The sequence below is a fragment of the Inquilinus sp. Marseille-Q2685 genome, assembly GCF_916619195.1.
GTDB lineage: Bacteria > Pseudomonadota > Alphaproteobacteria > DSM-16000 > Inquilinaceae > Inquilinus.
In genome coordinates this window covers 1084697-1111320 of sequence record NZ_CAKAKL010000002.1, presented here as the reverse complement: position 1 = coordinate 1111320, position 26624 = coordinate 1084697, and the positions used below count along the sequence as shown (strand labels likewise).

Genomic DNA, 26624 nt, shown 5'->3' with positions numbered 1-26624 from the left:
CATGGACACCCAGCCCGGCTTCCAGCTTCCGCCGCTCGCCGCGGTGCGGGTGTTCGAGGCCGCGGCCCGGCACCTCAGCTTCACCCGCGCGGCGGCGGAGCTGGGCATGACCCAGGCGGCGGTCAGCTACCAGATCCGGCTGCTCGAGGACCGGGTCGGCGCGCCGCTGTTCCACCGCCTGACCCGCAAGGTGGCGCTGACCGACGCCGGGGCGCGCCTGGCCCCGGTGCTGACCGAGGCGCTGTCGCGCATGGCCGGGGCCTTCGCCGCGCTGCGCGACGACGCCGGCGGGCTGCTCTCGGTCACCACCGTGCTGACCATGGCCTCGAACTGGCTGGTGCCGCGGCTCGGCCGGTTCCAGGCCGCCCATCCCGGCTACACCGTGCGGGTCGACACCGGCACCCGGATGGTCGATTTCACCCGCGGCGAGCACGACCTCGGCATCCGCGTCGGCAAGGGCGTGTGGCCGGGCCTGGCCGCGCACTGGCTGCTGCCGGTCGACTTCACGCCGATGTGCAGCCCGGCGCTGCGCGACCGCGCCGGCGGCCTGCGCCAGCCGCGCGACCTGCTGCGCCTGCCGCTGCTGTGGGACGACGCCGACGCCTGGCAGCGCTGGTTCGCCGCGGCGGGGGAGGCGGTGCCGGCCTCGATCGCCGATGAGGGGCTGCGGCTCGACACCCAGCAGATGATGGGCCAGGTGGCCAAGGCGGGGCAGGGCGTGGCGCTGCTCAACCCGTTGCTCTTCGCCGAGGAGCTGGCCGCGGGCCAGCTGGTCCAGCCCTCCCCGACGCTGCTGCGCGAGGACAGCGCCTATTATGTGGTCTACCTCGAGCCCCGCCGCGACGTGCCCAAGATCGCCCTGTTCCGCGACTGGCTCCTGGCCGAGGCGGCGGAGGCCATCGCGGGGCAGGGAGGCCGCACCGCATGATCGCCGGGCCCATGCCTTTCATCCTGCCGCGGGAAGGCCGCGCCCTCTTTCACTCTCCCCCTCCCCTCGCGGGAGGGGGTAGGGGGAGGGGGCTGTCGATGCCGGGAGGCGGCGCTCAGCTCCTGTCGAACCCCAGGTCCCGCCGCATCTGGTTAGACAGTGCGTTCGGGTCGAGCACGCGGCCGGCGGCCGGGCGCAGCATCCGCCGGGCGGCGGCGCGCAGGGTGGAGATCAGGCCTCGGCGAGGGCGAAGCCGGGGGATCGGGCGCGCGGGCGCCCGCTGGACGATGCTGGTCATCTCGGTCTCCGGATGGCCCGGAACGCATCAGCTCTGTTGATGGGTTCGACGGGCCGTTTCGTTGTATGAGAGGAATATCGGCGGTCCGCGGGCGTCTGACCAACGCGTTCTCGATAAGCAACGGATAAACTGCCCTTATGGATGAAGGTTCAGCCTCGCGCCTGCCGCCGCTGCCGGCCATCCGGGTGTTCGAGGCCGCGGCGCGCCACCTCAGCTTCACCAGGGCGGCGGCGGAGCTGGGCATGACCCAGGCGGCCGTCAGCTATCAGATCCGCCTGCTGGAGGACCGCGTCGGCGCGCCGCTGTTCCGCCGCCTGACCCGCAAGGTCGAGCTGACCGAGACCGGGGAGCGGCTGGCGCCGGCGGTGACCGAGGCGCTGGCCCGGCTGGCCGGCGCCTTCGCCGCGGCGCGCGACGACACCGGCGGCATGCTGTCGATCACCTCGATCCACACCTTCGCCACCAACTGGCTGGTGCCGCGGCTGGGCCGGTTCCAGCTGGCCCATCCCGGCATCGCCGTGCGGCTCGACACCCGGACCAAGCTGGTCGACTTCACCCGCGGCGACAGCGATGTCGGCATCCGCCACGGCCTGGGCGTCTGGCCCGGCCTGGCGGCGCATCCGCTGATGCCGATCGAATACACCGCCCTGTGCAGCCCGGCGCTGCGCGACCGCGCCGGCGGCCTGGCCCATCCGCGCGACCTGCTGCGGCTGCCCTTGATGTGGGACGGCGGCGACTCCTACTGGCAGCGCTGGTTCGCCGCCGCCGGCGTGGCGGTGCCGGAATCGGTGTCCGATGGCGGCCTGCGGCTCGAGAACCAGCAGATGATGGGCCGCGCGGCGCAGGCGGGGGAGGGGGTGGCGCTGCTGAACCCGACCTTCTTCCTCGACGAGCTCGCCGCGGGCGAGCTGGTCCGGCCCTTCCCGGTCAGCATCCGGGACGAGGGGTCGTACCACCTCGTCCATCTCGACAGCCGTCGCGACGTGCCGAAGATCGCCGCCTTCCGCGACTGGATCCTGTCCGAGCTCGCCGCGGACGAGAGGCAGGGCTCCACGGCGGGGTGAGTACAGCTATGCCTCTTCTCACACCGTCATTGCGAGGAGGCGAAGCCGACGAAGCAATCCAGGGGCCGGTGCGGGCGGCCCCTGGATTGCTTCGCTGCGCTCGCAATGACGGTGTGAGCGAGGCCGATCACAGGCCCGTCGGCTCAAGCCGGCCGCGTCACGCCGTCATAGGTCAGGATCGGGCCGTACAGCTCCGGCCGGCGGTCGCGGAACACGCCCCAGCTGGCGCGCTGGGCCCGGATGGCGTCGAGGTCTAAGCTCGCCACCAGCACCTCCTCCTCGGTGCGGCCGGCCTGGGCCACCAGCTCGCCGGTCGGGCCGGCGATGAAGGAGGAGCCGTAGAAGGTCTGGCTGAAGCGCTCGCCCTCCTCGGTGCCGATGCGGTTCGAGGCGACCAGCGGGATCAGGTTGGCGCCGGCATGGCCCTGCATCACCCGGGTCCAGTGCGCCTGGCTGTCCAGGCCGCCGTCCTGCGGCTCGCTGCCGATCGCGGTCGGGTACAGCAGCACGTCGGCGCCCATCAACGCCATGCAGCGCGCCGCCTCGGGGTACCACTGGTCCCAGCAGATGCCGCAGCCGACCGCGCCGTAGCGGGTCTGCCACACCTTGAAGCCGGTGTCGCCGGGGTTGAAGTAGAACTTCTCCTCGTAGCCCGGCCCGTCCGGGATGTGCGACTTGCGGTAGACGCCCAGCACGCTGCCGTCGGCGTCGACCATGGCGATGGTGTTGTAATAGGCGTTGTTGGCGCGCTCGAACACGCTGACCGGCATCGCCACCTGCAGCTCCGCCGCCAGCCGGCGGAACCGCTCCACCACCGGGTGGCCGTCGATCGGCTGGGCCAGGGCGAAGTGCTTCTGCAGCTCGTCGCGGCAGAAATACGGGGCGGCGAACAGCTCCTGCGGCAGCACGATCTGGGCGCCCTGGGCCGCGGCCCGGCGCACCAGCGCCTCGACCCGGTCCAGGGTCTCGGCCTCGTTCCAGGTGCAGTATGTCTGGGTGGCGGCGACGGTGACGGTGGTCATCGGGTTCTCCTAGACGCTCTGCATCTGGCGCCGGCGCGGCCGACCGTCGGCGGCGCTGGTGCGGCCGCGGGCGCGGCGGCGCTCCTTCAGCCGCTGCAGGGTGGCCAGGCGCCAGCCGTTGTCGGCGTCGCGCCAGGCCGCGATCTCGTCCGCCGTGCGCAGGCAGCCGGCGCACAGGCCGGTCTCGGCCTCGAGCGTGCAGACGCCGATGCAGGGCGAGACAATGGGGGGCAGGTCGGAGACCATGGCCCTCTCCAGGTAACCCGGCGGCGGGCCGGGTTCAAGGCGGCGCGTGCGGGGCGCGGCGGTGGTGTCGTGGGCGAGCGAGGCCGGGTCGCAGGCGCGATGGTCGGCATGGCCTCGCGGCGTAGCATCGGCCCATTGCGAGGAGGAAGCGCATGACCGAGCCTGCCCCGACCCCAACGGACCAGACCGCCCCCGAGGAAACCGGCGGCCGGGCCGGCCGGCGTGGCCGCGGCGGGGCCGAGGCCCGGCGGGCCCTGCGCCGCGGCGGCGGGCTGCAGCAGCTGAAATACATCTCCCGCAAGATCCCGCTCTACGAGGTGCTGAAGACCGACGGGCTGGAGCTGATCGAGCACAACGCCGACACGGTGCTGGAGGAGATCGGCCTCGAGTTCCGCGACGACGAGGAGACGCTGGAGCTGTGGCGCGCCGCCGGCGCCGACGTCCAGGGCACCCGCATCCGCTTCCCGCGCGGCCTGTGCCGCCAGCTGGTGCAGGCGACCGCGCCGCGCGAGTTCACCCAGCATGCCCGCAACCCGGAGCGCAACGTGCAGATCGGCGGCGGCAACACGGTCTTCGCCCCGGTCTATGGCCCGCCCTTCATCCGCACCCTCGACGAGGGCCGCCGCTACGCCCGGATCGAGGACTTCCGCAACTTCGTGAAGCTCGCCTACATGACGCCGGCCATGCACCATTCCGGCGGCACCGTGTGCGAGCCAGTCGACCTGCCGGTGAACAAGCGGCATCTCGACATGGTCTATTCCCACATCAAATACTCCGACAAGCCGTTCATGGGCTCGGTCACGGCGCCGGAGCGGGCGGAGGACACGGTCGCCATGGCGCGGCTGGTGTTCGGCGAGGAGTTCGTCGACCGGAACTGCGTGCTGATCAGCCTGATCAACGCCAACTCGCCGATGGTGTGGGACGGCACCATGCTCGGCGCGCTCAAGACCTACGCCCGCGCCAACCAGGCGGTGATCGTCACCCCGTTCATCCTGGCCGGCGCCATGGCGCCGGTGACCAGCGCCGGGGTGCTGACCCAGACCCTGGCCGAAAGCCTGGCCGGCATGGCCACGGCGCAGCTGTGCCGCCCCGGCGCGCCCGTCGTGTTCGGCTCCTTCGCCAGCTCGATCTCGATGCAGTCGGGCGCGCCGACCTTCGGCACGCCGGAGCCGGCGCTGGTGCTGTACGGCGCCGCCGCCCTGGCCCGGCGCCTGGGCGTGCCGTTCCGCTCCGGCGGGTCGCTCTGCGGCTCCAAGGCCCCGGACGCGCAGGCGGCGTTCGAGAGCGCCCAGACCCTGCTGCCGACCATGCTGGGCGGGGTGAACTTCGTGCTGCACGCCGCCGGCTGGCTCGAAGGCGGGCTGGTCAGCTCCTACGAGAAGTTCATCCTCGACGCCGACCAGCTCGGCATGATGCAGGTGATGGCCGAGGGCATCGACCTCAGCGAGAACGGCCAGGCGATGGATGCGATCCGCCAGGTCGGCCCGGGCAGCCACTATCTCGGCTGCGACCACACCCAGCGCAACTTCGAGACCGCCTTCTACCGCTCGACCGTCGCCGACAACAACTCCTACGAGCAATGGGAGGCCGAGGGCCGGCAGGACGCGGCGCAGCGCGCCAACACGCTGTGGAAGCGGATGCTGGAGGAATACGAGGCGCCGGCGATCGACCCCGCGGTGGACGAGGCGCTGCAGGACTTCATGCGGCGCAAGAAGGACAGCATGCCCGACGCCTTCACCTGAGGCCTATCCGGGGCTCCAGGCGAACAGCTCCAGCGGCTCGGCGAAGCCCTTCAGCGGATGCGGGCCGATGCTGCGGCTGCCCGGCCGGTCCAGCAGCGCCGCGAAGCGCGGCGACATCAGGAGGGGCTGGCCGGTGGCGGCGCAGGCGGTCTGGATCCGGCTGACCAGGTTGACGTCGCGGCCGATCACGGTGAAGTCCAGCCGCCCGCCGGAGCCGATGTTGCCGTAGGCGACCTCGCCGTGATGCAGCGCCACCCCGGCGCTCAGCGGGGTTCCGGCCTGTGAGGCGGAGTGGATGCTGGCCAGGGCCTGGCGGGCCGCGTCGAACGCCGCGGCGCAGCTCGCCGCCGGCCCGGCCTCCAGGTGGAAGAAGGCCAGCACGGCGTCGCCCATGAACTTCAGCACCTCGCCGCCGGCGGCCTCGATCGGCGGCACCAGCTGGTCGAAGTAGAGGTTCAGCCGGTCCAGCATCTGCTCGGCCGGCAGCCGGTTCGACAGCACGGTGAAGTCGCGCAGGTCGCACAGCAGCAGCGCCGCCTCCAGCGTTTCGACGTCGCCGCGCCGGATGTGCCCCTCCAGGATGCGCCGGCCGGTGATCGGGCCGACATAGGTGTCCAGCAGCGTCGCCTCGGTCAGCCGCAGCAGGCGAACCTCGCAGGCGCTTCGGAAGGCCGGGACGATGCGCTGCAGCAGCGCGCGGCCGTCCGGCCCGAACCCCTCCGGCCGCCGGGTGGCGAAGACGGCGGCGCTGGCCGGGCCTTGGCCCATCACCAGCGGCACCACCTCCGCCACCGCCAGCCCGCGGCCGTGGAAGAAGTCCAGCTCCTCCAGCCCGGCCATCCCCTCCGGCGTCGTCAGGCTCAGCCAGGTCCGGCTCTCGGTGGTCCTTCGGATCGGATTGCCGGCGAAGAAGGGCTGGCGCTCGATCGAGTTGTCGCGGTCGCGCAGCTCCACCGGCTCGCCCTCGCTCCAGGCCAGGGTGCGGGCCAGGATCTGCGGGTGCAGTGTGCGCAGATGCAGGCTCAGCCGGTCGACCGGCAGCCCCAGCGCGCGCAGCCGCCGGCCGAGCCCGGCCAGCATCGCCGCATCCGTGGCGTCGTGGCATTCGTCGCCCGACAGCCATTCGATCAGCCCGGCGACGCCGGGATCGGGGTTGGTCATCATCCGATCAGCCTGACAGGGTCTGCGCCTTGCGCAGGGCGGGGAACAGCCGCATCCACAGCAGCGCGACCACGACCGTGCCGACGCCGCCGATGATGCCGGCCGGCACGGCGCCGAGCAGCCCGGCGGCCATGCCGGATTCGAACTCGCCGAGCTGGTTCGAGGTGCCGATGAACAGCGAGTTCACGGCGCTGACCCGGCCGCGCATCTCGTCCGGCGTCAAGAGCTGCACCAGCGAGCTGCGGATCACCACGCTGACGTTGTCGGCGGCGCCGAGCACGGCCAGCGCCACCAGCGACACGGCGAGGCTGGTGGAGGCGGCGAAGACCACGGTGGCGGCGCCGAACACGATCACCGCCGCGAACATCTTATGGCCGACGGCGCGGCGCAGCGGCACCCGGGTCAGCACCGCCGACATGACCAGCGCCCCGGCGGCGGGGGCGGCGCGCAGCAGGCCCAGGCCCCAGGGGCCGGTCTGCAGGATGTCGTGGGCATAGATCGGCAGCAGCGCCGTGGCCCCGCCCAGCAGCACGGCGAACATATCGAGCGAGATGGCGCCGAGGATCATCGGCTGGCCGCGGATGAAGGCGATGCCGGAGAACACCGAGCGCAACGTCGCCGGCTCGCGCCGCGGCGCCGGCCGCTCCAGTCGCATCAGCAGCATCAGCCCGCAGGCGCCGAGGAAGCAGGCGGCGGCGACGGCGAAGGGCGCGGTGGTGCCGACGGCGTAGAGCAGCCCGCCGATCGACGGGCCGACGATCGTCGCCGTCTGCCTCGCGGAGGAGGAGACGGCGAGCGCCCGGGGCAGCACCGTCGCCGGCACCACCCCCGGCAGCAGCGCCGCCATGGTCGGCTGCTCGAAGGCGCGGGCCGCGCCCAGCACCAGCACCGCGGCGAAGATGCCGGGCACGGTCAGCCAGCCATCCAGGATGCCGAGCGCCAGCACCACCAGGGTCGCGCCCTCGACGAACACGCAGACCTGGACGATCCGGCGGCGGTCGTAGCGGTCGGCGACATGGCCGACCAGCAGCGTCAGCACGACCATCGGCAGGAACTGGAACAGCCCGACCAGCCCCAGCGTATAGGCGCTGCCTGTCAGGGCATAAGCCAGCCAGCCGATGGCGACGGCCGACATCTGGAAGCCGATGGCGGACAGCACCCGCGCGCCCCAGAACACCAGGAAGGAGGGGTGGTCGAGCAGGCGGTCGCTGCCCAGGGTTGTGGTCGTCACGGGATCGCGGTCTCGGATGCGGAGGGCGGCAGATTAGCGGCCGAGTTGCGGAGGACCAATCGAAACGGCGCCGGGCTGATCCGCTTGCGGCGAGGGCGGATGCGTCCGATAACCATGCGTTATCAAGCCGCATCCCGGAGGCCCGATGGTCATCCGCCAGCTCGAATATCTCGTCGCGCTCGCCCGCGAGAAGCACTTCGCCCGCGCTGCCGAGGCCTGCCGCGTGTCGCAGCCGGCCCTGTCCACCGCCCTGCGCCAGCTGGAGGAGGAACTGCAGGTGCCGATCGTCGAGCGCGGCCACCGCTTCCAGGGCTTCACCCGCGAAGGCGCCTGCGTGCTCGACTGGGCCAAGAAGATCCTGGCCGACCGCGACGGCCTGGCGCAGGAGCTGGCGATGCTGCAGCAAGGCCTGGCCGGCAAGCTGCGGATCGGCGCCGTGCCCTCGGCGCTGCCGATCGTGTCGCTGATCACCTCGCCCTTCGCCCAGACTCACCCGGCCGTCACCGTCTCGGTGCTGTCGCAGACCTCGATCCAGATCGAGGCCGGGCTGGAGAATTTCGAGATCGATGTCGGCGTGACCTATCTCGACAACGAGCCGCTGCGCCATGTCCGCAGCCTGCCGCTGTACCAGGAGGACTATGTCCTGCTGATGCCGGCGGACCAGGCGCCGCCGTCGCGCCGGACCATCCCCTGGACCGAGGCGGCCGAGCTGCCGCTGTGTCTCCTGACCCCGACCATGCAGAACCGGCGGATCATCGACGGCATCTTCCGCTCGGTCGGCTGCTCGCCGCATGCGGCGGTGGAGACCGACAGCATCATCAACCTGTGCTCGCATGTCCGGTCCGGCTTCTGGTCCAGCGTCATGCCGCGGGCGCTCCTGCACCTGTTCGGGGTGCCGGCGGGCACCCGCGCCCTGCGCCTGGTCGATCCAGCCGCGACCCGCACCGTCGGCCTGGTGATGGCCGACCGCGACCCGCCGTCCCCGCTGGCCCGCGGCCTGTTCGACACGGCCCGCACCCTCGACCTCGACGCCGAGCTGCAGGCCACGCCGCTCCAGCCGGTTTCTTGATAAACATTTCTTATCAATTCATCCGGGCTTTGTATTTGAATCTGGTATACGCCCCCGGCCATCCTAAATTATCGGGTGGCAGCCAAGGGCCGCCCGGACCAACGAACCCGAAAAGGGAGTGGGACGGATGCCCGAACACCGGGGCTGGGACGCCGAGGTGGCGCGTGACGTGATCGCATCGCATGGTGCGACCGAAGGGCCGTTGCTGCCCATCCTGCACGACCTGCAGTCGATCTTCGGCCATGTGCCGCGCGAGGCGGTGCCTCTCTTGGCCGACGCGCTGAACCTGTCCCGCGCCGAGGTGCACGGGGTCGTCACCTTCTATCACGATTTCCGGGCCGAGCCCGCGGGGCGCCATGTGCTGAAGCTGTGCCAGGCCGAGGCCTGCCAGTCGATGGGCGCGCGCGACTTGGCCGAGCATCTGCGGCGGCGGCTCGACATCGGCCTGCACGAGACCACGGCGGATGGCAGGATCACGGTCGAGCCGGTCTACTGCCTCGGCAACTGCGCCTGCGCCCCGGCGGCGATGGCCGATGGCGAGCTGGTCGGCCGTATCGACGCGAGGCGCCTCGACCGCATCGTGGATGCCATGGAGGCGGCGCGATGAAGGTCTTCGTCCCCCGCGACGCCGCTGCGATCTCGGTCGGGGCCGACGACGTTGCCCGCGCGATCCAGGCCGAGGCCGCCGCCCGCGGCATCGCGCTGCAGCTGGTCCGCAACGGCTCGCGCGGCCTGCTGTGGCTGGAGCCCTTCGTCGAGGTCGAGACGCCGGCCGGCCGTATCGGCTACGGCCCGGTCGCGCCAGAGGACGTGCCCGGCCTCTTCGCCGCCGGATTTGCCGAGGGCGGCGACCACCCGCTCCGCCACGGCCGGCCGGAGGAGATTCCCTATCTCGCCAGGCAGCAGCGCCTGACCTTCGCCCGCTGCGGCATCACCGACCCGCTGTCGCTGGACGATTACGAGGCGCATGACGGGCTGAAGGGCCTGCGCGCCGCCCTCGCCATGGAGCCGGCGGCGATCGTCGAGACGGTTGTGGCCTCCGGCCTGCGCGGCCGCGGCGGCGCCGGCTTCCCCACCGGCATCAAGTGGCGCACCGTGCTGCAGGCCGAGGCCGACCGGAAGTACATCGTCTGCAACGCCGACGAGGGCGACAGCGGCACCTTCGCAGACCGCATGATCATGGAAGGCGACCCGTTCCTGCTGGTCGAAGGCATGATCATCGCCGGCATCGCCACCGGCGCCACCAAGGGCTTTGTCTACATCCGCTCCGAATACCCGCATGCGGTGGCGGCGATGAACGCGGCGATCGACATCGCCTATCAGCGCCGCGTGCTGGGCCCCAGCGTGTTGGGCAGCGGCAAGCGCTTCGATCTGGAGGTCCGGGTCGGCGCCGGCGCCTATATCTGCGGCGAGGAGACCTCGCTGCTGGAGAGCCTGGAAGGCAAGCGCGGCATGGTCCGGCCGAAGCCGCCGCTGCCGGCGCTGAAGGGCCTGTTCGGCCGGCCGACCGTGATCAACAACGTGCTGTCGCTGACCTCGGTGCCGATCATTCTCGACAAGGGCGCCGCCTTCTACGCCGATTACGGCACCGGCCGGTCGCGCGGCACCCAGCCGCTGCAGCTGGCCGGCAACGTCAAGCGCGGCGGGCTGGTCGAGGTCGCCTTCGGCCTGACCCTGCGCGAGCTGATCGAGGGCTTCGGCGGCGGCACCGCCAGCGGCCGGCCGCTGCGTGCGGTCCAGGTCGGCGGCCCCCTCGGCGCCTATTTCCCGGAGAGCCTGCTGGACACGCCGCTCGACTACGAGTCGATGGCGGCGAAGAAGGGCATGCTGGGCCACGGCGGCGTGGTGGTGTTCGATGACCGTGTCGACCTCGCGGTCCAGGCCCGCTTCGCCATGGAGTTCTGCGCCATCGAGAGCTGTGGCAAGTGCACGCCCTGCCGCATCGGCTCGACCCGCGGCGCCGAGACGATCGACAAGATCATCGCCAACCGGGACACCGGCGGGCGCGAGCTCGGCCGCAACCTGACGCTGATCGAGGACCTGTGCGAGACCATGCTGGACGGGTCGCTCTGCGCCCTCGGCGGCCTCACCCCCTATCCGGTGCTCAGCGCCCTGACCCATTTCCCCGAGGATTTCGACCGCGCGCCCGCCCCGGCGCAGGCGGCGGAGTAAGGAGTCCATCCTATGGCTCTCGTGACGGAACAGGATTTCGGGACCCCGGCCCGGACGTCGACCAGCCTGGTGACGCTGGAGATCGACGGCCAGGTCGTGACCGTGCCCGCCGGCACCTCTGTGATGCGCGCGGCGGCGGAGATCGAGACCGCGATCCCGAAGCTGTGCGCGACCGACAGCCTGGAGCCCTTCGGCTCCTGCCGGCTCTGCGTCGTCGAGATCGAGGGGCGGCGCGGCACGCCCGCCTCCTGCACGACGCCGGTCGAGCCCGGCATGAAGGTCCGGACGCAGACGCCGAAGCTGGCGAAGCTGCGCCGGAACGTGATGGAGCTGTACATCTCGGACCACCCGCTGGACTGCCTGACCTGCGCCGCCAACGGCGACTGCGAGCTGCAGGACATGGCCGGCGTCGTGGGCCTGCGCGAGGTGCGCTACGGCTATGACGGCGCCAACCACCTGGTCGGCGAGAAGGACACCTCCAACCCGTATTTCACCTTCGACCCCACCAAGTGCATCGTCTGCTCGCGCTGCGTCCGGGCCTGCGAGGAGGTCCAGGGCACCTTCGCCCTGACCATCGACGGGCGCGGCTTCGCCTCCTTCGTCTCGGCCGGCCAGGATGATGGCTTCAAGGAGAGCGAGTGCGTGTCCTGCGGCGCCTGCGTCCAGGCCTGCCCGACCGCGACGCTGATGGAGAACAGCATCATCAATGCGGGCCAGCCCGAGCATTCGGTGGTCACCACATGCGCCTATTGCGGCGTCGGCTGCGCCTTCAAGGCCGAGATGCAGGGCACCGAGGTGGTGCGGATGACGCCGTACAAGGACGGCAAGGCCAATCACGGCCACAGCTGCGTCAAGGGCCGCTTCGCCTGGGGCTACGCCACGCACAAGGACCGGATCACCAAGCCGATGATCCGGAAGAAGATCACCGATCCGTGGCGCGAGGTGTCGTGGGAGGAGGCGATCGCCTATGCCGCCTCCGAACTGAAGCGGATCCAGGCCACCTACGGCCGGGATTCGATCGGCGGCATCACCTCGTCGCGCTGCACCAACGAGGAGACCTATCTCGTCCAGAAGATGATCCGCGCGGGCTTCGGCAACAACAATGTCGACACCTGCGCCCGGGTCTGCCATTCGCCGACCGGCTACGGCCTGGGCCAGACTTTCGGCACCTCGGCCGGCACCCAGGATTTCGACAGCGTCGACGAGACCGATGTGATGGTGGTGATCGGCGCCAACCCGACCGATGCTCATCCGGTGTTCGGCAGCCGGATGAAGCGCCGGCTGCGCGAGGGCGCCCGGCTGATCGTGGTCGATCCGCGCCGCATCGACCTGGTGAAGTCGGCCCACATCAAGGCCGACCATCACCTGCAGCTGAAGCCCGGCAGCAATGTCGCGGTCATCAATGCTATGGCGCATGTGATCGTGACCGAGGGGCTGGCGGCGGATGACTACATCCGCGAGCGCTGCGACCTGGCCGAGTTCTCGCGGTGGGCCGAGTTCATCGCCGATCCGCGCCATTCGCCGGAGGCGGTGGAGCAGATCACCGGCGTGCCGGCGGCGGAGGTGCGGGCGGCGGCGCGGCTCTACGCCACCGGCGGCCGGGCCGCGATCTATTACGGCCTCGGCGTCACCGAGCACAGCCAGGGCTCGACCATGGTCATGGGCATGGCGAACCTGGCGATGCTGACCGGCAATATCGGCCGGCGCGGAGTCGGCGTGAACCCGCTGCGCGGCCAGAACAACGTCCAGGGCTCCTGCGACATGGGGTCCTTCCCGCACGAGTTCCCGGGCTACCGTCACGTCTCCGGCGACGAGGTGCGCAAGATCTACGAGGAGATGTGGGAGGTGTCGCTGTCGGCCGAGCCGGGCCTGCGCATCCCGAACATGCTCGATGCCGCGGTCGAGGGCACCTACAAGGGCATCTACATCCAGGGCGAGGACATCGCCCAATCCGACCCCGACGTGAAGCACGTCACCGCCGGCCTCGCGGCGATGGAATGCGTCATCGTCCAGGACCTGTTCCTGAACGAGACCGCCAGCTATGCCCATGTGTTCCTGCCCGGCTCCTCCTTCCTCGAGAAGGACGGCACCTTCACCAATGCCGAGCGGCGGATCAGCCGTGTCCGGCGCGCCATCCCGCCCAAGGCCGGCTATGCCGACTGGGAGGTGACGATGATGCTGTCGGAGGCGATCGGCTACCCGATGCGCTACAACCATCCGAGCGAGATCATGGACGAGATCGCCCGGACCACGCCGACCTTCAAGAACGTCTCGTTCCAGCGGCTGGACGAGCTCGGCTCGGTGCAGTGGCCGTGCAACGACGCGGCGCCGGAAGGCACGCCGATCATGCATATCGACCGCTTCGTCCGCGGCAAGGGCCGGTTCATGATCACCGAGTTCGTGCCGACCGAGGAGCGCACGGGCCCGCGCTTCCCGCTGGTGCTGACCACCGGCCGCATCCTCAGCCAGTACAATGTCGGCGCCCAGACCCGGCGCACCGACAACATCGCCTGGCATGACGAGGACGTGCTGGAGATCCATCCGTCCGACGCCGAGAACCGCGGCATCCGCGACGGCGACTGGGTGGCGCTGGCCAGCCGGTCGGGCGAAACCAGCCTGCGGGCCAGGATCTCCGACCGGATGCAGCCCGGCGTCGTCTACACCACCTTCCACCACGCCGAGACCGGCGCCAACGTGGTCACCACCGACTATTCCGACTGGGCCACGAACTGCCCGGAATACAAGGTGACGGCGGTGCAGGTGCGGCGGGTGAACCGCCTGTCCGACTGGCAGATCGCCTATCGCGAGCTGCGCGAGAAGACGATCCGGATCGAGCGTCCGCAGGAGGCGGCGGAGTAATCATGGCTCTGCCTCCGACGGATCTGCGCCTGCCGGCCCGGCGGCTGACCCGGGACGACCGGGCCGAGCCGGTGGAGGAGGTGGTCGCGGCCGAGGTGCCGGTGGCGCTGGTCTACAACGGCATGTCCTATGCCGTGATGATGGCATCGCCGGCCGATCTCGAGGACTTCGCCCTCGGATTCAGCCTGACCGAAGGCTTGGCCGAGGCGCCGGCCGATCTGACGGTCGAGGAGGTCGCGGCCGACGAGGAGCGCGGCGTCGAGGTGCGGATGGCGCTGCGCGGCGCGCAGTTCTCGCAGATGCTGCAGAAGGTGCGGAACATCACCGGCCGCACCGGCTGCGGCATCTGCGGCACCAGCGATCTCGACACCCTGCACGGCCGCAATCGCCGCGCGCCGAAGCCGATCGAGGTGGAGCGGGCGGCGATCCGCCGGGCGCTGCGCGATCTGGACGGTCTGCAGGACATCCGCAGCCGCACCGGCGCCGTCCACGCTGCCGCCTGGGCCGACCGCGATGGACGGATCCGGCTGGTGCGCGAGGATGTCGGCCGGCACAACGCGCTCGACAAGCTGGTCGGCGCTCTGGCTCGCGCGGACATCGACGCCGGCCAGGGTTTCTGCGTGATCACCAGCCGCTGCAGCTTCGAGATGGTGCAGAAGTCGGCGGCGGCGGGGATCCCGATCCTGGTCGCGATCTCGGCGCCGACCACCCTGGCCATCGACACGGCGAAGGCGGCCGGCGTCACCCTGATCGCCTTCGCCCGCGGCGACGGCATGACCGCCTACACCGATTTCTCCCCCCTGCTTCCAGCCAAGGTCGAAGCATGAGCGGCAGCGCCGACAAGATCATCCGGATGGCGAACCAGATCGCCACCTTCTTCGCCTCCTATCCCAAGGAGGAGGCGGTGGCCGGCGTGCGCAAGCACATCAAGGATTTCTGGGAGCCGCGGATGAAGGACCAGATCCGGGCCCAGGTCGCGGCGAAGAACGCCGCGCTGAACCCGCTGGTGGTGGAGGCGGTCGAGACGCTCCCACGCTGAAAAGACCGCTCCGGCAGCGGAGCCATGCGTGACGGTGGACGGCGGGCCGCGGCCGATTATGATGGCCGCGGTGCAGCGCCGGGGTCTCCATGGGGTCCATCACAGCGTCGGTCAAGCGCTACGAGGTCTGGCTCGAGGACCAGCTCGGCCGGCAGCTCGTCCAGGCCGATCTCGACCGCAAGCATCGCCGGATGGAAGAGAGCGACTTCCTTTTCCTTCGCGCCACCTGCTTCCGCTGGACCGAGACGGCGCATGAGCTGTGCCCCGGCCTGATGGAGGCGCCGCGCGTGATCGCGGTGGGCGATGCCCATATCGGCAATTTCGGGCTGTGGCGCGATGCCGAGGGACGCCTGGTCTGGGGCGTCAACGATTTCGACGAGGCGGCGGAGACGCCCTATGCGCTCGACCTCGTCCGCCTGGCCGCCAGCGCGGTGCTGGCGCGCGGCCGCGACCGCTCGGTCTCCACCGACGAGATCTGCGCCGCCATCCTCGGCGGCTATGTCGAGGGGCTGCGCGTGCCCGGCGCCTTCCTGCTGGAACGCCGGAACCTGTGGCTGCGCGATCTCGTCCTGGCCAGCGACGAGCAGCGCGAGCGGTTCTGGTCGGCGCTGGAGGACCTGCCGCGCGAGTCGCCGCCGCGCAGCTACCGCGAGGCGCTGGCCGCGGCGATGCCCGAGCCGGATCTCGCCCTGGCCACCGCGCGGCGGACGGCGGGGATCGGCAGCCTCGGCCGGCCGCGCTGGGTCGCTCTTGCCGATTGGCATGGCGGACCGGTCGCTCGCGAGGCCAAGCCGCTGCTGCCTTCGGCCTGGTCGCTGGTCCGGGGCGGGGACCGCAAGCTGCGCTGCGCCGAGATCGCCGCCAGCCGGTTCCGCGTCGCCGATCCCTGGCTCAAGGCGCGCAAAGGCGTCATCGTCCGCCGTCTGGCGCCGAACAGCCGCAAGCTCGATGTCCCGACCCTGGCCGATCCCGGGCTGCTGCGCCGCCTGCTGACGGCGATGGGGGCCGAGCTCGCCAATCTGCATTCCGCCCGCCGCTCGCGCGCCCGTGCCGTCGCCGACGATCTCGCGGCGCGCAAGCCGGCCTGGCTGCGCGACGCCGCCGGCAAGGTGGTCGAGGCGACGCGGCAGGACCGGGTGGCCTGGCGAGGGCGGCGCTGAGAGACCGTTCGGAAATGCTACTGGCGTGGCCGTCTGACGGCGGTTTCTGCGCTTCCGGTGCTCACGGACTATAACGTCCGCTGCGCTCCGGTTCTTGAAACCACCACCGCCTGACTCACGCCAGCGCATTTCCAAACGGTCTCTGAGGATAGGACGAGGAGAGGGCGATGCAGCGCATGGGCATGTGCATCCGGCTGAAGCCGGAGGCGGTGGCGGAGTATCTGCGGCTGCACCGGGCCGTGTGGCCGGAGGTGCTGGCCATGATCAGCGCCTGCCATATCCGGAACTACTCGATCTTCCTGAAGCAGCCGGAGAACATCCTGTTCGGCACCTGGGAGTATCACGGCCCGGATTTCGCCGCCGACATGGCGCGGATGGCGGCCGACCCGAAGACTCGCGAGTGGTGGGCGCTGTGCTCGCCCTGTCAGGAACCCTTCGAGACCCGGCAGGAGGGGGAATGGTGGGCGATGATGCCGGAGGTGTTCCATCACGACTGACAAGCCGGCCCGGCGCCTGCCGTGAATCGCTCGTGAACGGCGCAATTCCGCGTCGCGGAATTCCGACTCGGCCCTCCCAAATGGGGGTGTCGGGGCGGTGCCGGATCACGGAGACTTCAGCTACCGCCTCGACCCCGTCGGGGCGGCCGGCGAAGGCTTCGCCGGACTGACTCCATTGCTCCACTTCAGGGCCGGCCCGCACCGCAACCGGGCCGGCCTCTTTTATCTCCGGGGCGGGGTGCAAAAACAAAAGCGGCGCCTCGGGAGGGCGCCGTCGAACCGGTTGGAAATGGTCGGAGTGAGAGGATTCGAACCTCCGGCTTCTACGTCCCGAACGTAGCGCTCTACCAGGCTGAGCTACACTCCGTCGCACCGGCGGATGGGCTTATAGCGAGACTGGCGGGGGGCTGCAAGGCCTGTGTCGCAGTTCCGTCAGAAATCTCGCTCGACCACGAACTCGACCACGTCCTCCAGCGCCTTCCGCATCGGCGAGGCGGGCAGGAGGCGGATCGCCCGGATGGCATTCTCGGCATGGGTGCGCGCCGCCGCCATGCTGTCGGCCAGCGCGTCGTGGCGCTGCAGCAGGGCCACGGCCTGGTCGAGATCCTGCTCGGCCTGCTCGCCGTCCTCCAGCGTCCGGCGCCAGAAGCCGCGCTCCTCCTCGCTGCCGCGCTCCATGGCCAGGATCACCGGCAGGGTGATCTTGCCTTCGCGGAAATCGTCGCCGATGGTCTTGCCCAGGCGGGCCTGGCGGGCGGAATAGTCCAGCACGTCGTCGACGATCTGGAAGGCGATGCCCAGCTCGGTGCCGAAGCTGCGCATGGCGGCGCATTCGGCCGGGCTGCGGTCGGCCACCACGGCGCCGATCTCGCAGGCCGCGGCGAACAGCTCCGCCGTCTTGGCGCGGATGATCCGCAGATAGGTGTCGCGGCTGGTCACGGTGTCGTGCGCCGCCGACAATTGCAGCACCTCGCCCTCGGCGATCACGGCCGAGGCGTTGGCCAGGATGCGCAGCGTCTCCAGCGAGCCGTCCTCGACCATCACCTGGAAGGCGCGGGAGAACAGGAAGTCGCCGACCAGCACGCTGGCCTGATTGCCGAACACGACATTGGCCGAGGCCTGGCCGCGGCGCAGGTCGCTCTCGTCGACCACGTCGTCATGCAGCAGCGTGGCGGTGTGTATGAACTCGACGGCGGCGGCCAGGCCGACATGGCGCTGGCCTCGATGGCCGCACAGCCGGGCCGAGGCGAGGGTGAGCACCGGCCGGATCCGCTTGCCGCCCGACGCGATAAGATAGCCGGCCAGCTGCGGGATCAGCTCGACCGAGCTCTGCATCCGCTCCAGGATCAGGGCGTTCACCGCCTCCAGATCCCCGGCGACGAGGGCCGTCAGGCGGTCGAGCGCGCCGGCGTCGGTGGTCGGCTCCGGCGGCAGGGACTCGGCTCTCGTCGCTCCAAGACTGGCGGTCAAGCCCGGCTCCTCAACATCCACATTCCGATCTCCGGCACCGGCCTGCAGCGGGGCAGCGATCCGGACCGGATTGTGTCACCATGACCCTTGTGTGCGCTGCATAAACGAGAAACTGGCCCCGTGAAAGAGCTTCTGCGAACCAATGACCCGGTCCGGCTGTCCTTCCTGACGGCGTTGCTGGCCGATGCCCGGATCGAAACCGTCATCCTTGATATGCACACATCCGTGCTGGAAGGAAGCTTGGGCATCTTGCCGCGCCGCCTGATGGTGGCGGCCGAGGACTGGGTCCGGGCGCGGTATGTCCTTCAATCCGCGGGGGAAAGCCTGCCGGATGCCTGAGGCCGCGAACCGTGCGGCCAGTGAGGACCGGCTGCTCGACGGCCGGGTCCGGCTGCGGCAGCCGCGGGACGGCTACCGCGCCGCGATCGACCCGGTGCTGCTGGCGGCCGCCGTGCCCGCCGCGCCCGGTGAGCGGGTCGCCGATCTCGGCTGCGGCGTCGGCGCGGCACTGCTCTGCCTCGCCGCACGCTGCCCGGAGGTCTCGGTCACCGGCGTCGAGCGCGATCCCGGGCTGGCGGCGCTGGCGCGCGAGAATCTCGGGCTGAACGGCCTCGGCGGACGCGCCGCGATCGTCGAAGGCAGCGTCGCCGATTCGATCCCGGGTGCCCCCTTTGACCGGGTGATGATGAACCCGCCTTTCCTGCCGCCCGGCCGCGGCCGGGCTTCCGCCCATCCGGTCAAGGCGGCGGCGAATGTCGAGGACGGGCTGGATCTCGCCGGCTGGGTCGTTGCCGCCGCGCGAGTGCTGAAGCCGCGCGGCTGGCTGACCCTGATCCATCGGGCCGACCGGGTCGACGAGATCTGCACCGCGCTGCGGCCCGGCTTCGGCTCCTTGACCCTGTTCCCGCTCTGGCCCCGGGCCGGGGAGGCGGCCCGGCGGGTGCTGGTGCAGGCGCGGCGGGGCGGCCGGGCGCCGGCGGTGCTGGCGGCCGGGCTGGTGCTGCACGAGGCCGGCGGCGGCTTCACCCCGGCGGCGCAGGTGGTGCTGCGCGACGCGGCGCCGCTGACGCTCTGAAGCACCGCACCTTTTGAAATCGAAGCCCGGCTGGCCATATCCTGCCGACGGAAACCGATCGAGAGCGCGACCATGGGCCTTCTGTCCCGACTTCCCCTGCTCGGCCGCGGCGACGCGCCGCTGGTGACCGTTCTGCCGCTGCGCGGCGTGATCGGGGGCGGGCGCGGCTTCCTGGCCCAGGGCCTGTCGATGGAGAAGCTGGCGCGGCCGATCGCCGCCGCCTTCAGCCCCAAGCGCCTGGCCGCGGTTGCCCTGCTGGTGAACTCCCCCGGCGGGTCGCCGGTGCAGTCCTCGCTGATCGCGCGCTGCATCCGCGACCTGGCGGAGGAGAAGAAGGTCCCGGTCTACGCCTTCGTCGAGGACGTCGCCGCCTCGGGCGGCTATTGGCTGGCCTGTGCCGGTGACGAGATCTGGGTCGACGACAGCTCGATCATCGGCTCGATCGGCGTGATCTCCGCCGGCTTCGGCTTCCAGGACGCGATCACCCGCATCGGCGTCGAGCGCCGGGTGCACACCGCCGGCACGCGCAAATCGATCCTCGATCCGTTCCAGCCGGAGCGGCCGGAGGACCTGGCCAAGCTGGAGGAACTGCAGCGCGAAATCCATGCCGCCTTCATCGCCCATATCCGCGCCCGGCGCGGCGGGCGGCTGACGGCAGACGACGCCACCCTGTTCAGCGGCGAGTTCTGGACCGGCGCGAAGGGCCGCGCCCTCGGCCTGGCCGACGGCATCGGCCATGCCCATGGCGTGCTGCGCGCCAAGTTCGGGCCGAAGGTGCGGCTGAAGCTGGTGCAGCAGCCGACCGGCTGGCTGCGCCGCCTGACCCGGGCCGACAGCCTGGCCGCCGCCGCTGTGGACAGCGCCGTCGGCGCGGTGGAGGATCGGCTGCTCTGGTCCCGCTACGGGCTGTAAGGACTCCGATGCTCGGCAAGATCCTCGTCGCGATCGCCCTCCTGGTCGGCGTGCTCTGGCTGATGGGCATGGTCCGCCGCGTCGGCGTCGCCCGCGAGACGGCGGCGCGGCGGGACGCGCTGTCGCAGCAGCACCGGGCCCGCAAGGCGGGGAAGGGCGCCGAGGATCTGGTCCGCTGCTCGAACTGCGGCGCCTACCACGCCGACGGCCTGAGCCACCGCTGCGAGGGGTAGCGGCTCCCGAGCGTTCATGGGCGTTTGACGCCCCGCGCGCTTGAAGCCTCCCGCCCGGCGCCCTATGGTGCGCCGCCTTCCTTCAGCGCCAGCCCGAGACATGCCGACGGTCGCCCCACCCCCGAAGAGTTTCCAGGAGATCATCCTGCGGCTGCAGACTTTCTGGGCCGCCCAGGGATGCCTGATCCTGCAGCCCTACGACATGGAGGTCGGCGCCGGCACCTCGCACCCGGCGACGACGCTGCGCTCGCTCGGCCCCGACCGGGTCTGGAACTGCGCCTATGTCCAGCCCTCGCGGCGCCCCAAGGACGGACGTTACGGCGAGAACCCGAACCGGCTGCAGCACTATTACCAGTTCCAGGTGCTGATGAAGCCGGCGCCGGCCGACGCCCAGGACCTGTACCTGCAGAGCCTCTATGCCCTCGGCATCGACCCGGCGCTGCACGACATCCGCTTCGTCGAGGACGACTGGGAGAACCCGACGCTTGGCGCCTGGGGCCTCGGCTGGGAGGTCTGGTGCGACGGCATGGAGGTCACCCAGTACACCTATTTCCAGCAGGTCGGCGGCATCGAATGCGACCCGGTGCCGGTCGAGTTGACCTACGGGCTGGAGCGGCTGGCGATGTATCTGCTGGACGTGAAGAGCGTCTACGACCTGCCGTTCAATGATCCGCAGACGCCCGGCGCCAAGCGCTACGGCGAGGTGTTCCTGCGGGCCGAACGGGAATACTCGGCCTACAATTTCGAGCACGCCGACACGGCCATCTTGCTGCAGCACTTCAAGGATGCGGAGCAGGAATGCCGGGCGCTGCTGGAGCGCCGCCTGGCGCTGCCGGCCTATGACCAGTGCCTCAAGGCCGGCCACACCTTCAACCTGCTCGACGCCCGCGGCGTGATCTCCGTGGTCGAGCGCGCCGCCTATATCGGCCGCGTGCGCGACCTCGCCCGGGCCTGCTGCCGACTCTGGCTGGACGCGGCCTGAGGGGGGCTGACATGGCTGAATTCCTGCTCGAACTCTTCTCCGAGGAGATCCCGGCCCGCATGCAGGCGCGAGCCGCGGAGGACCTCAAGACCCTCGTCACCTACGCGCTGAAGGCGGCGGGCCTGACCTTCGACCGGGCCGAGGCCTTCGTCACGCCGCGGCGCCTCGCCCTGGTGGTCGACGGCCTGCCGGCGGCCCGTCCCGACGTGGTGGAGGAGCGCAAGGGGCCGAAGGTCGACGCGCCGCAGCAGGCGATCGACGGCTTCCTGAAGTCGACCGGCCTGACCCTCGACCGGTGCGAGCAGCGCGACACGCCGAAGGGCAAGATCTGGTTCGCCAATCTCACCATCCCCGGCGGCCCGACCGCGGAGCTGCTGCCGGAGGTGATCCGCAAGGCGATCCTCGGCCTGCCCTGGCCGAAGTCGATGCGTGCGGCGGAGGAGGTGGTGCGCTGGGTCCGCCCGCTGCACCACGTGCTGGCGCTGTTCGACGGCAGGCTCGTGCCGTTCCGCTACGACCTGAACAAGCCGGACATCGACGGTTCGGGCGAGGGCGCCAAGACAGCGGTCGATTCGACGGTGGGCCACCGCTTCCTGGCGCCCGGCCGGATCACGGTCGCTGGATTTGCCGACTACAAGGCGAAGCTGCTCGACGCCTATGTCGTGCTCGACCGCGAGGAGCGGAAGGCGCTGATCCGCGAGCAGGTCGAGGCGCAGGCGAAGGCGGCGGGCCTCGCGCTGCGCGACGATCCGGGCCTGCTGGAGGAGGTGGCGGGGCTGGTCGAATGGCCGGTGGCCCATCTCGGCCGCATCGACGAGGCCTTCATGGAGGTGCCGGAGGAGGTGCTGGTCACCTCGATGCGCACCCATCAGCGCTACTTCGCCCTGGAGGGGGCGGACGGCAAGCTGGCGGCGCGCTTCGCCGTCGTCGCGAACACCGAGACCAGGGACGGTGGCGCGACCGTGGTCGCCGGCAACGAGCGGGTGCTGCGCGCCCGTCTATCGGACGCCAAGTTCTTCTGGGACCAGGACCGCAAGGCCCCGCTGGAGAGCCGGGTCAAGGACCTGGAGCCGATCATCTTCCACGCCAAGCTCGGCAGCGTGGCGCAGAAGGTCGAGCGCATGGCGGCGCTGGCCGCCTGGCTGGCGCAGAAGCTCGGCGCCGACCCGTCGCGGGCGGACCGGGCCGCGCGGCTGGCGAAGGCCGACCTGACCTCCGGCATGGTCGGCGAGTTCCCGGAGCTGCAGGGGCTGATGGGCCGCTACTATGCCCTGGCCCAGGGCGAGGCGCCGGACGTCGCCGAGGCGATCGCCGACCACTACAAGCCGGTGGGGCCGAGCGACCGCTGCCCGACCGCGCCGGTGTCGATCGCCGTGGCGCTGGCCGACAAGCTCGACACCCTGGCCGGGTTCTTCGCCATCGACGAGAAGCCGACCGGCAGCCGCGACCCCTATGCGCTGCGCCGCGCCGCGCTCGGCGTGATCCGGCTGGTGATCGAGAACCGCGCCGCCCTGCCGTTGCGCGAGGCTTTCGCCACCGCTCATCGGCTGTACGAGAGCGGGGCCGCCCCGGGCTATGCGCGCCTGGAGCAGTCGCGCGACGGAAGTGGCCGTGTTCCCGAAGCCGTCCCGGGCAGTCGTCCGCCGGCGACGCCGCTGCGCGACCAGGTCACGGTGGTCGAGGAACTGCTGTCCTTCATCGCCGACCGGCTGAAGGTGGCGATGCGCGAGAAGGGCGTGCGCCACGACCTGATCGACGCGGTCTTCGCCGTCGGGGCCGAGGACGACCTGCTGCGCCTGCTCGGCCGGGCCGAGGCCCTGGCCGGCTTCCTGGGCAGCGAGGACGGCGCCAACCTCCTCACCGCCTATCGCCGCGCCGGCAACATCGTCCGGATCGAGCGCAAGAAGGACGGGGTGGAGGGCTTCGGCTCGGTCGACCCCGCCCGCTTCGCCATGGCCGAGGAGCGGGCGCTGTTCGAGCGGCTGGAGGCGGATGTGCAGCCGCTGAAGACGGCGCTGGCGGCCGGCGATTTCGCTGGGGCGATGAGCACGCTGGCCGGCTGGCGGCCCGCGGTCGACGCCTTCTTCGACGCCGTGCTGGTCAACGATCCGGATTCGGCGTTGCGCCGCAATCGCTTGGCGCTGCTGGAGGATCTGGCGCGCTCGATGGATGCGGTCGCCGACTTCTCGAAGGTGGAAGGGTAGGGGCGGTCGGGTTCACATTTGCGCGAACCCGACCTCTGCTCCATCGTCGTCGAAGCTGCGCCTAAGGGGCAGCGCCGTGGCATTCCGTTACCCTGCCGAACAATACCACGATCGGGCAAATTGTCGGCTGGTCGCGCCTGTGAGACAGATTCGTTCGTGTTTCCTGGTGGATGCGACGGCATCGGCATATCGATGCGGAAGCCCTCGAACGACCGTTATCCGATATGTCCACTTATCAAATGCGTGCAGATTTCCATCTTCGCCCATAGCAACTCCAGAATCGATGATGTTGCATCGCAAACGGATAAAACTCTGAGGAATTCCGCGGCTTTTCCGCGCTTGACTTCGTTGTCTCGCTGCGCTGCAAGACAGGGAACACGCACGGGGATCGAACCGTTGTTCCCGCTGCGCTGGATCGAGGCGGAGGTACCATGATTCCGACCGCAAGGGCTCTGGAAGGCGGCTGTCTGCCCGTCGCCCGCCCGAACGCCCGGTCCGGGGTCGGCGTACCGCTTCCGCCGTTTCGGGTCTAAGATCCGACTCAATCATCTCCCACGAACGCCAAGGCGGAGAGAAGAACGAAATGACCAAATGGGTCTACGGCTTCGGGAACGGCAAGGCCGATGGCCGCGCCGACATGCGCAACCTGCTCGGCGGCAAGGGGGCCAATCTCGCCGAGATGAGCGTCCTGGGGCTGCCGGTGCCGCCCGGCTTCACCATCACCACCGAGCTGTGCTCCTACTACTACGACCACGGCCGGACCTATCCGGACGAGCTGACGGAGCAGGTCCAGGCCGCGCTGGCCGCGATCGAGGGCCTGGTCGGCGCCAGGTTCGGGGACAAGGCGAACCCGCTGCTGGTCTCGGTCCGCTCCGGCGCGCGCGCCTCGATGCCGGGCATGATGGACACGGTGCTCAATCTCGGCCTCAACGACGAGACCGTCCAGGGCCTCGCCGCCCGCACCGGCGACGAGCGCTTCGCCTATGACAGCTACCGCCGCTTCATCCAGATGTATGGTGACGTCGTGCTGGGGGTGGAGCACTACCGTTTCGAGGACGAGCTCGAGGGCATCAAGCGCGAGCGCGGGGTGGCGCTCGACACCGAATTGACGGCCGACGACCTGAAGACGCTGGTCGAGCGCTACAAGGGCGTGGTCCGGACCGATCTCGGCCAGCCCTTCCCGCAGGATCCGAAGGACCAGCTGTGGGGCGCGGTCGGCGCCGTGTTCGGCTCCTGGATGAACCAGCGCGCCATCACCTACCGTCGCCTGCACGACATCCCGGCCAGCTGGGGCACGGCGGTCACCGTCCAGGCCATGGTGTTCGGCAACATGGGCGACGACTGCGCCACCGGCGTCGCCTTCACCCGCAACCCGTCGACCGGCGAGAACGCCTTCTACGGCGAGTATCTGGTCAACGCCCAGGGCGAGGACGTGGTCGCCGGCATCCGCACGCCGCAGAACCTGACCAAGGTGTCGCGCGAGGCGGCGGGCAGCGACCTGCCGTCGATGGAGGAGACGATGCCGGAGACCTTCCGGCAGCTCTGCGACATCCGCGACCGGCTGGAGAGCCACTACCGCGACATGCAGGACATCGAGTTCACGGTCCAGCAAGGCCGGCTCTATATCCTGCAGACCCGCAACGGCAAGCGCACCGCCGCCGCGGCGCTGCGCATCGCGGTCGAGCTGGCCGAGGCCGGGCTGATCGACCAGCGCGAGGCGGTGCGCCGGGTGGAGCCGCAGGCGCTCGACCAGCTGCTGCACCCGACCCTCGACCCGAAGGCCAAGCGCGAGGTCATCGCCAAGGGGCTGCCGGCCTCGCCCGGCGCCGCCTCGGGCAAGATCGTGCTGACCGCGGACGAGGCCGAGACCCTGGCCCAGATGGGCGACAAGGTGATCCTGGTGCGCGAGGAGACCAGCCCCGAGGACATCCACGGCATGCACGCCGCCGCCGGCATCCTGACCACCCGCGGCGGCATGACGAGCCACGCGGCGGTGGTGGCCCGCGGCATGGGCCGGGCCTGCGTCTCCGGCGCCGGCGAGCTGCGCATCGACCCGAAGGCGAAGACCGTCTCGGTCGGCGGTATCACGCTGAAGGCCGGCGACGTCATCACCTCGACGGCGCCGCCGGCGAGGTGATGAAGGGCGAGGTGCCGACGGTTCAGCCCGAGCTGTCGGGCGACTTCGCCACGCTGATGGGCTGGGCCGATGCGGTGCGGCGGATGAAGATCCGCACCAATGCGGAGACCCCGCTCGACGCCCGCACCGCGCGCAAGTTCGGGGCCGAGGGCATCGGCCTGTGCCGGACCGAGCACATGTTCTTCGAGGCCGACCGCATCACCGCCGTGCGCCGCATGATCGTGGCCGAGACGGTGGAGGCGCGGAAGGCGGCGCTGGCCGAGATCCTGCCGATGCAGCGGCAGGACTTCGTCGAGCTGTTCACCATCATGAAGGGACTGCCGGTGACGATCCGGCTGCTCGACCCGCCGCTGCACGAGTTCCTGCCGCGGACCGAGGAGGATCTGGAGGAGGTCGCCCGCACCGCCGGGGTCGATCTCGGCCGGGTGCGGCACCGCACCGCCCAGCTGCACGAGAGCAACCCGATGCTCGGCCATCGCGGCTGCCGCCTCGGCATCTCCTTCCCGGAGATCTACGAGATGCAGGCGCGGGCGATCTTCGAGGCGGTGGCCGAGGTCAAGGCCGCGACCGGCGAGACGGTGACGCCGGAGATCATGATCCCGCTCGCCTTCTCGAAGAAGGAGCTCGACATCCTCAAGGCCGCGATCGTGGCGGTGGCCGCCGCGGTGGAGCAGGAGAAGGGCATCAAGCTCGACTTCCTGGTCGGCACCATGATCGAGCTGCCGCGCGCCGCCCTCAGGGCGCATGAGCTGGCGGAGACGGCGGAGTTCTTCTCCTTCGGCACCAACGACCTGACCCAGACCACCTTCGGCATCAGCCGCGACGATGCCGGCACCTTCCTGCCGGACTACACCCGCGCCGGGATCCTGGAGCAGGACCCCTTCGTCACCCTCGACCGCGACGGGGTGGGCGAGCTGGTGTCGCTGGCGGCGGAGCGCGGCCGCAAGACCCGCTCGGGCATCAAGCTCGGCATCTGCGGCGAGCATGGCGGAGACCCGGCTTCGATCCATTTCTGCGAATCGGTCGGGCTCGACTACGTCTCCTGCTCGCCCTACCGGGTGCCGATCGCCCGCCTGGCCGCGGCGCAGGCGGCGCTGAAGGCCGAGGTCAAGGCCGAGTGACC

Annotated in this window: 23 protein-coding genes, 1 tRNA gene and 1 pseudogene; 18 read left to right on the top strand and 7 right to left on the bottom strand. The window is 70.6% G+C overall.

What is annotated here, in order from left to right:
- The first annotated feature begins 1 nt into the window (after position 1).
- On the top strand, positions 2-928 hold the full coding sequence (locus LG391_RS14440; protein ID WP_225768698.1) for a LysR substrate-binding domain-containing protein: 927 nt from the start codon (positions 2-4) through the stop codon (positions 926-928).
- Positions 929-1043: 115 nt separating this feature from the next.
- Here LG391_RS14440 and LG391_RS14435 read toward each other — a convergent pair whose 3' ends face one another.
- The gene (locus LG391_RS14435) at positions 1044-1226 is read right to left on the bottom strand and encodes a hypothetical protein (protein WP_225768697.1); all 183 of its coding nucleotides are present in this window, start codon (positions 1224-1226) and stop codon (positions 1044-1046) included.
- A gap of 137 nt (positions 1227-1363) precedes the next feature.
- Between LG391_RS14435 and gcvA the strand changes: the two genes are divergently transcribed.
- A complete protein-coding gene (gene gcvA / locus LG391_RS14430) occupies positions 1364-2290 on the top strand; it encodes a transcriptional regulator GcvA (protein ID WP_225768696.1) in 927 nt (308 codons plus the stop codon).
- A gap of 143 nt (positions 2291-2433) precedes the next feature.
- On the opposite strand, the gene aguB is transcribed toward gcvA, so the two are convergent.
- Positions 2434-3312: an N-carbamoylputrescine amidase gene (gene aguB, locus LG391_RS14425; RefSeq protein ID WP_225768695.1), complete on the bottom strand. Its 879-nt coding sequence runs from the start codon at positions 3310-3312 to the stop codon at positions 2434-2436.
- A gap of 9 nt (positions 3313-3321) precedes the next feature.
- Positions 3322-3558 (bottom strand): DUF1289 domain-containing protein, encoded by a 237-nt coding sequence (locus LG391_RS14420; protein ID WP_225768694.1) that lies wholly within the window; start codon positions 3556-3558, stop codon positions 3322-3324.
- A 152-nt stretch (positions 3559-3710) separates the two neighbouring features.
- Here LG391_RS14420 and LG391_RS14415 point away from each other — a divergent pair, with 152 nt between their 5' ends.
- Positions 3711-5300 (top strand): trimethylamine methyltransferase family protein, encoded by a 1590-nt coding sequence (locus LG391_RS14415; protein WP_225768693.1) that lies wholly within the window; start codon positions 3711-3713, stop codon positions 5298-5300.
- A gap of 3 nt (positions 5301-5303) precedes the next feature.
- Here LG391_RS14415 and LG391_RS14410 read toward each other — a convergent pair whose 3' ends face one another.
- Both LG391_RS14410 and LG391_RS14405 read right to left on the bottom strand, forming a co-directional pair.
- On the bottom strand, positions 5304-6464 hold the full coding sequence (locus tag LG391_RS14410; protein WP_225768692.1) for an adenylate/guanylate cyclase domain-containing protein: 1161 nt from the start codon (positions 6462-6464) through the stop codon (positions 5304-5306).
- Between the two features lie 4 nt (positions 6465-6468).
- On the bottom strand, positions 6469-7692 hold the full coding sequence (locus LG391_RS14405; protein WP_225768691.1) for an MFS transporter: 1224 nt from the start codon (positions 7690-7692) through the stop codon (positions 6469-6471).
- 145 nt (positions 7693-7837) lie between these two features.
- Between LG391_RS14405 and LG391_RS14400 the strand changes: the two genes are divergently transcribed.
- From LG391_RS14400 to LG391_RS14365, 8 genes are all read left to right on the top strand, one after another.
- Positions 7838-8761 (top strand): LysR family transcriptional regulator, encoded by a 924-nt coding sequence (locus LG391_RS14400; protein WP_225768690.1) that lies wholly within the window; start codon positions 7838-7840, stop codon positions 8759-8761.
- Positions 8762-8888: 127 nt separating this feature from the next.
- On the top strand, positions 8889-9368 hold the full coding sequence (locus LG391_RS14395) for a formate dehydrogenase subunit gamma (protein WP_225768689.1): 480 nt from the start codon (positions 8889-8891) through the stop codon (positions 9366-9368).
- Positions 9365-10933: an NADH-quinone oxidoreductase subunit NuoF gene (locus LG391_RS14390; RefSeq protein WP_225768688.1), complete on the top strand. Its 1569-nt coding sequence runs from the start codon at positions 9365-9367 to the stop codon at positions 10931-10933. Before LG391_RS14395 ends, LG391_RS14390 begins: the two co-directional genes overlap by 4 nt.
- 12 nt (positions 10934-10945) lie before the next feature.
- Positions 10946-13792, top strand: coding sequence for a formate dehydrogenase subunit alpha (fdhF, locus tag LG391_RS14385; RefSeq protein ID WP_225768687.1), 2847 nt, complete (start codon positions 10946-10948; stop codon positions 13790-13792).
- A 2-nt stretch (positions 13793-13794) separates the two neighbouring features.
- Positions 13795-14619, top strand: a complete 825-nt coding sequence (gene fdhD / locus LG391_RS14380) for a formate dehydrogenase accessory sulfurtransferase FdhD (RefSeq protein WP_225768686.1) — start codon at positions 13795-13797, stop codon at positions 14617-14619.
- Positions 14616-14831, top strand: a complete 216-nt coding sequence (locus LG391_RS14375) for a formate dehydrogenase subunit delta (protein WP_225768685.1) — start codon at positions 14616-14618, stop codon at positions 14829-14831. The genes fdhD and LG391_RS14375 overlap by 4 nt, the downstream gene beginning before the upstream one ends.
- Positions 14832-14920: 89 nt before the next feature.
- Complete coding sequence (locus LG391_RS14370) at positions 14921-15991, top strand: DUF2252 family protein (RefSeq protein ID WP_225768684.1); 1071 nt, start codon at positions 14921-14923, stop codon at positions 15989-15991.
- A 167-nt stretch (positions 15992-16158) separates the two neighbouring features.
- Positions 16159-16488 (top strand): L-rhamnose mutarotase, encoded by a 330-nt coding sequence (locus LG391_RS14365; protein WP_225768683.1) that lies wholly within the window; start codon positions 16159-16161, stop codon positions 16486-16488.
- A 290-nt stretch (positions 16489-16778) separates the two neighbouring features.
- Here the strand turns inward: LG391_RS14365 and LG391_RS14360 are convergent.
- Together LG391_RS14360 and LG391_RS14355 are read right to left on the bottom strand one after the other, a co-directional pair.
- A tRNA-Pro gene (locus LG391_RS14360) sits at positions 16779-16855 on the bottom strand.
- 65 nt (positions 16856-16920) lie between these two features.
- Positions 16921-17958 (bottom strand): polyprenyl synthetase family protein, encoded by a 1038-nt coding sequence (locus LG391_RS14355; RefSeq protein ID WP_374200746.1) that lies wholly within the window; start codon positions 17956-17958, stop codon positions 16921-16923.
- A 120-nt stretch (positions 17959-18078) separates the two neighbouring features.
- Here LG391_RS14355 and LG391_RS14350 point away from each other — a divergent pair, with 120 nt between their 5' ends.
- From LG391_RS14350 to ppdK, 7 genes and pseudogenes are all read left to right on the top strand, one after another.
- On the top strand, positions 18079-18297 hold the full coding sequence (locus tag LG391_RS14350; protein WP_225768682.1) for a DUF2007 domain-containing protein: 219 nt from the start codon (positions 18079-18081) through the stop codon (positions 18295-18297).
- Positions 18290-19033: a tRNA1(Val) (adenine(37)-N6)-methyltransferase gene (locus LG391_RS14345; protein WP_225768681.1), complete on the top strand. Its 744-nt coding sequence runs from the start codon at positions 18290-18292 to the stop codon at positions 19031-19033. The genes LG391_RS14350 and LG391_RS14345 overlap by 8 nt, the downstream gene beginning before the upstream one ends.
- Positions 19034-19105: 72 nt before the next feature.
- A complete protein-coding gene (locus LG391_RS14340) occupies positions 19106-19945 on the top strand; it encodes a S49 family peptidase (RefSeq protein WP_225768680.1) in 840 nt (279 codons plus the stop codon).
- 8 nt (positions 19946-19953) lie between these two features.
- Positions 19954-20178, top strand: coding sequence for a hypothetical protein (locus LG391_RS14335; protein ID WP_225768679.1), 225 nt, complete (start codon positions 19954-19956; stop codon positions 20176-20178).
- Positions 20179-20278: 100 nt separating this feature from the next.
- Positions 20279-21160 (top strand): glycine--tRNA ligase subunit alpha, encoded by an 882-nt coding sequence (locus LG391_RS14330; RefSeq protein ID WP_225768678.1) that lies wholly within the window; start codon positions 20279-20281, stop codon positions 21158-21160.
- Between the two features lie 11 nt (positions 21161-21171).
- Positions 21172-23364, top strand: coding sequence for a glycine--tRNA ligase subunit beta (gene glyS, locus LG391_RS14325; RefSeq protein WP_225768677.1), 2193 nt, complete (start codon positions 21172-21174; stop codon positions 23362-23364).
- A 583-nt stretch (positions 23365-23947) separates the two neighbouring features.
- Positions 23948-26622, top strand: a pseudogene (gene ppdK / locus LG391_RS14320) (pyruvate, phosphate dikinase).
- Positions 26623-26624 lie beyond the last annotated feature (2 nt).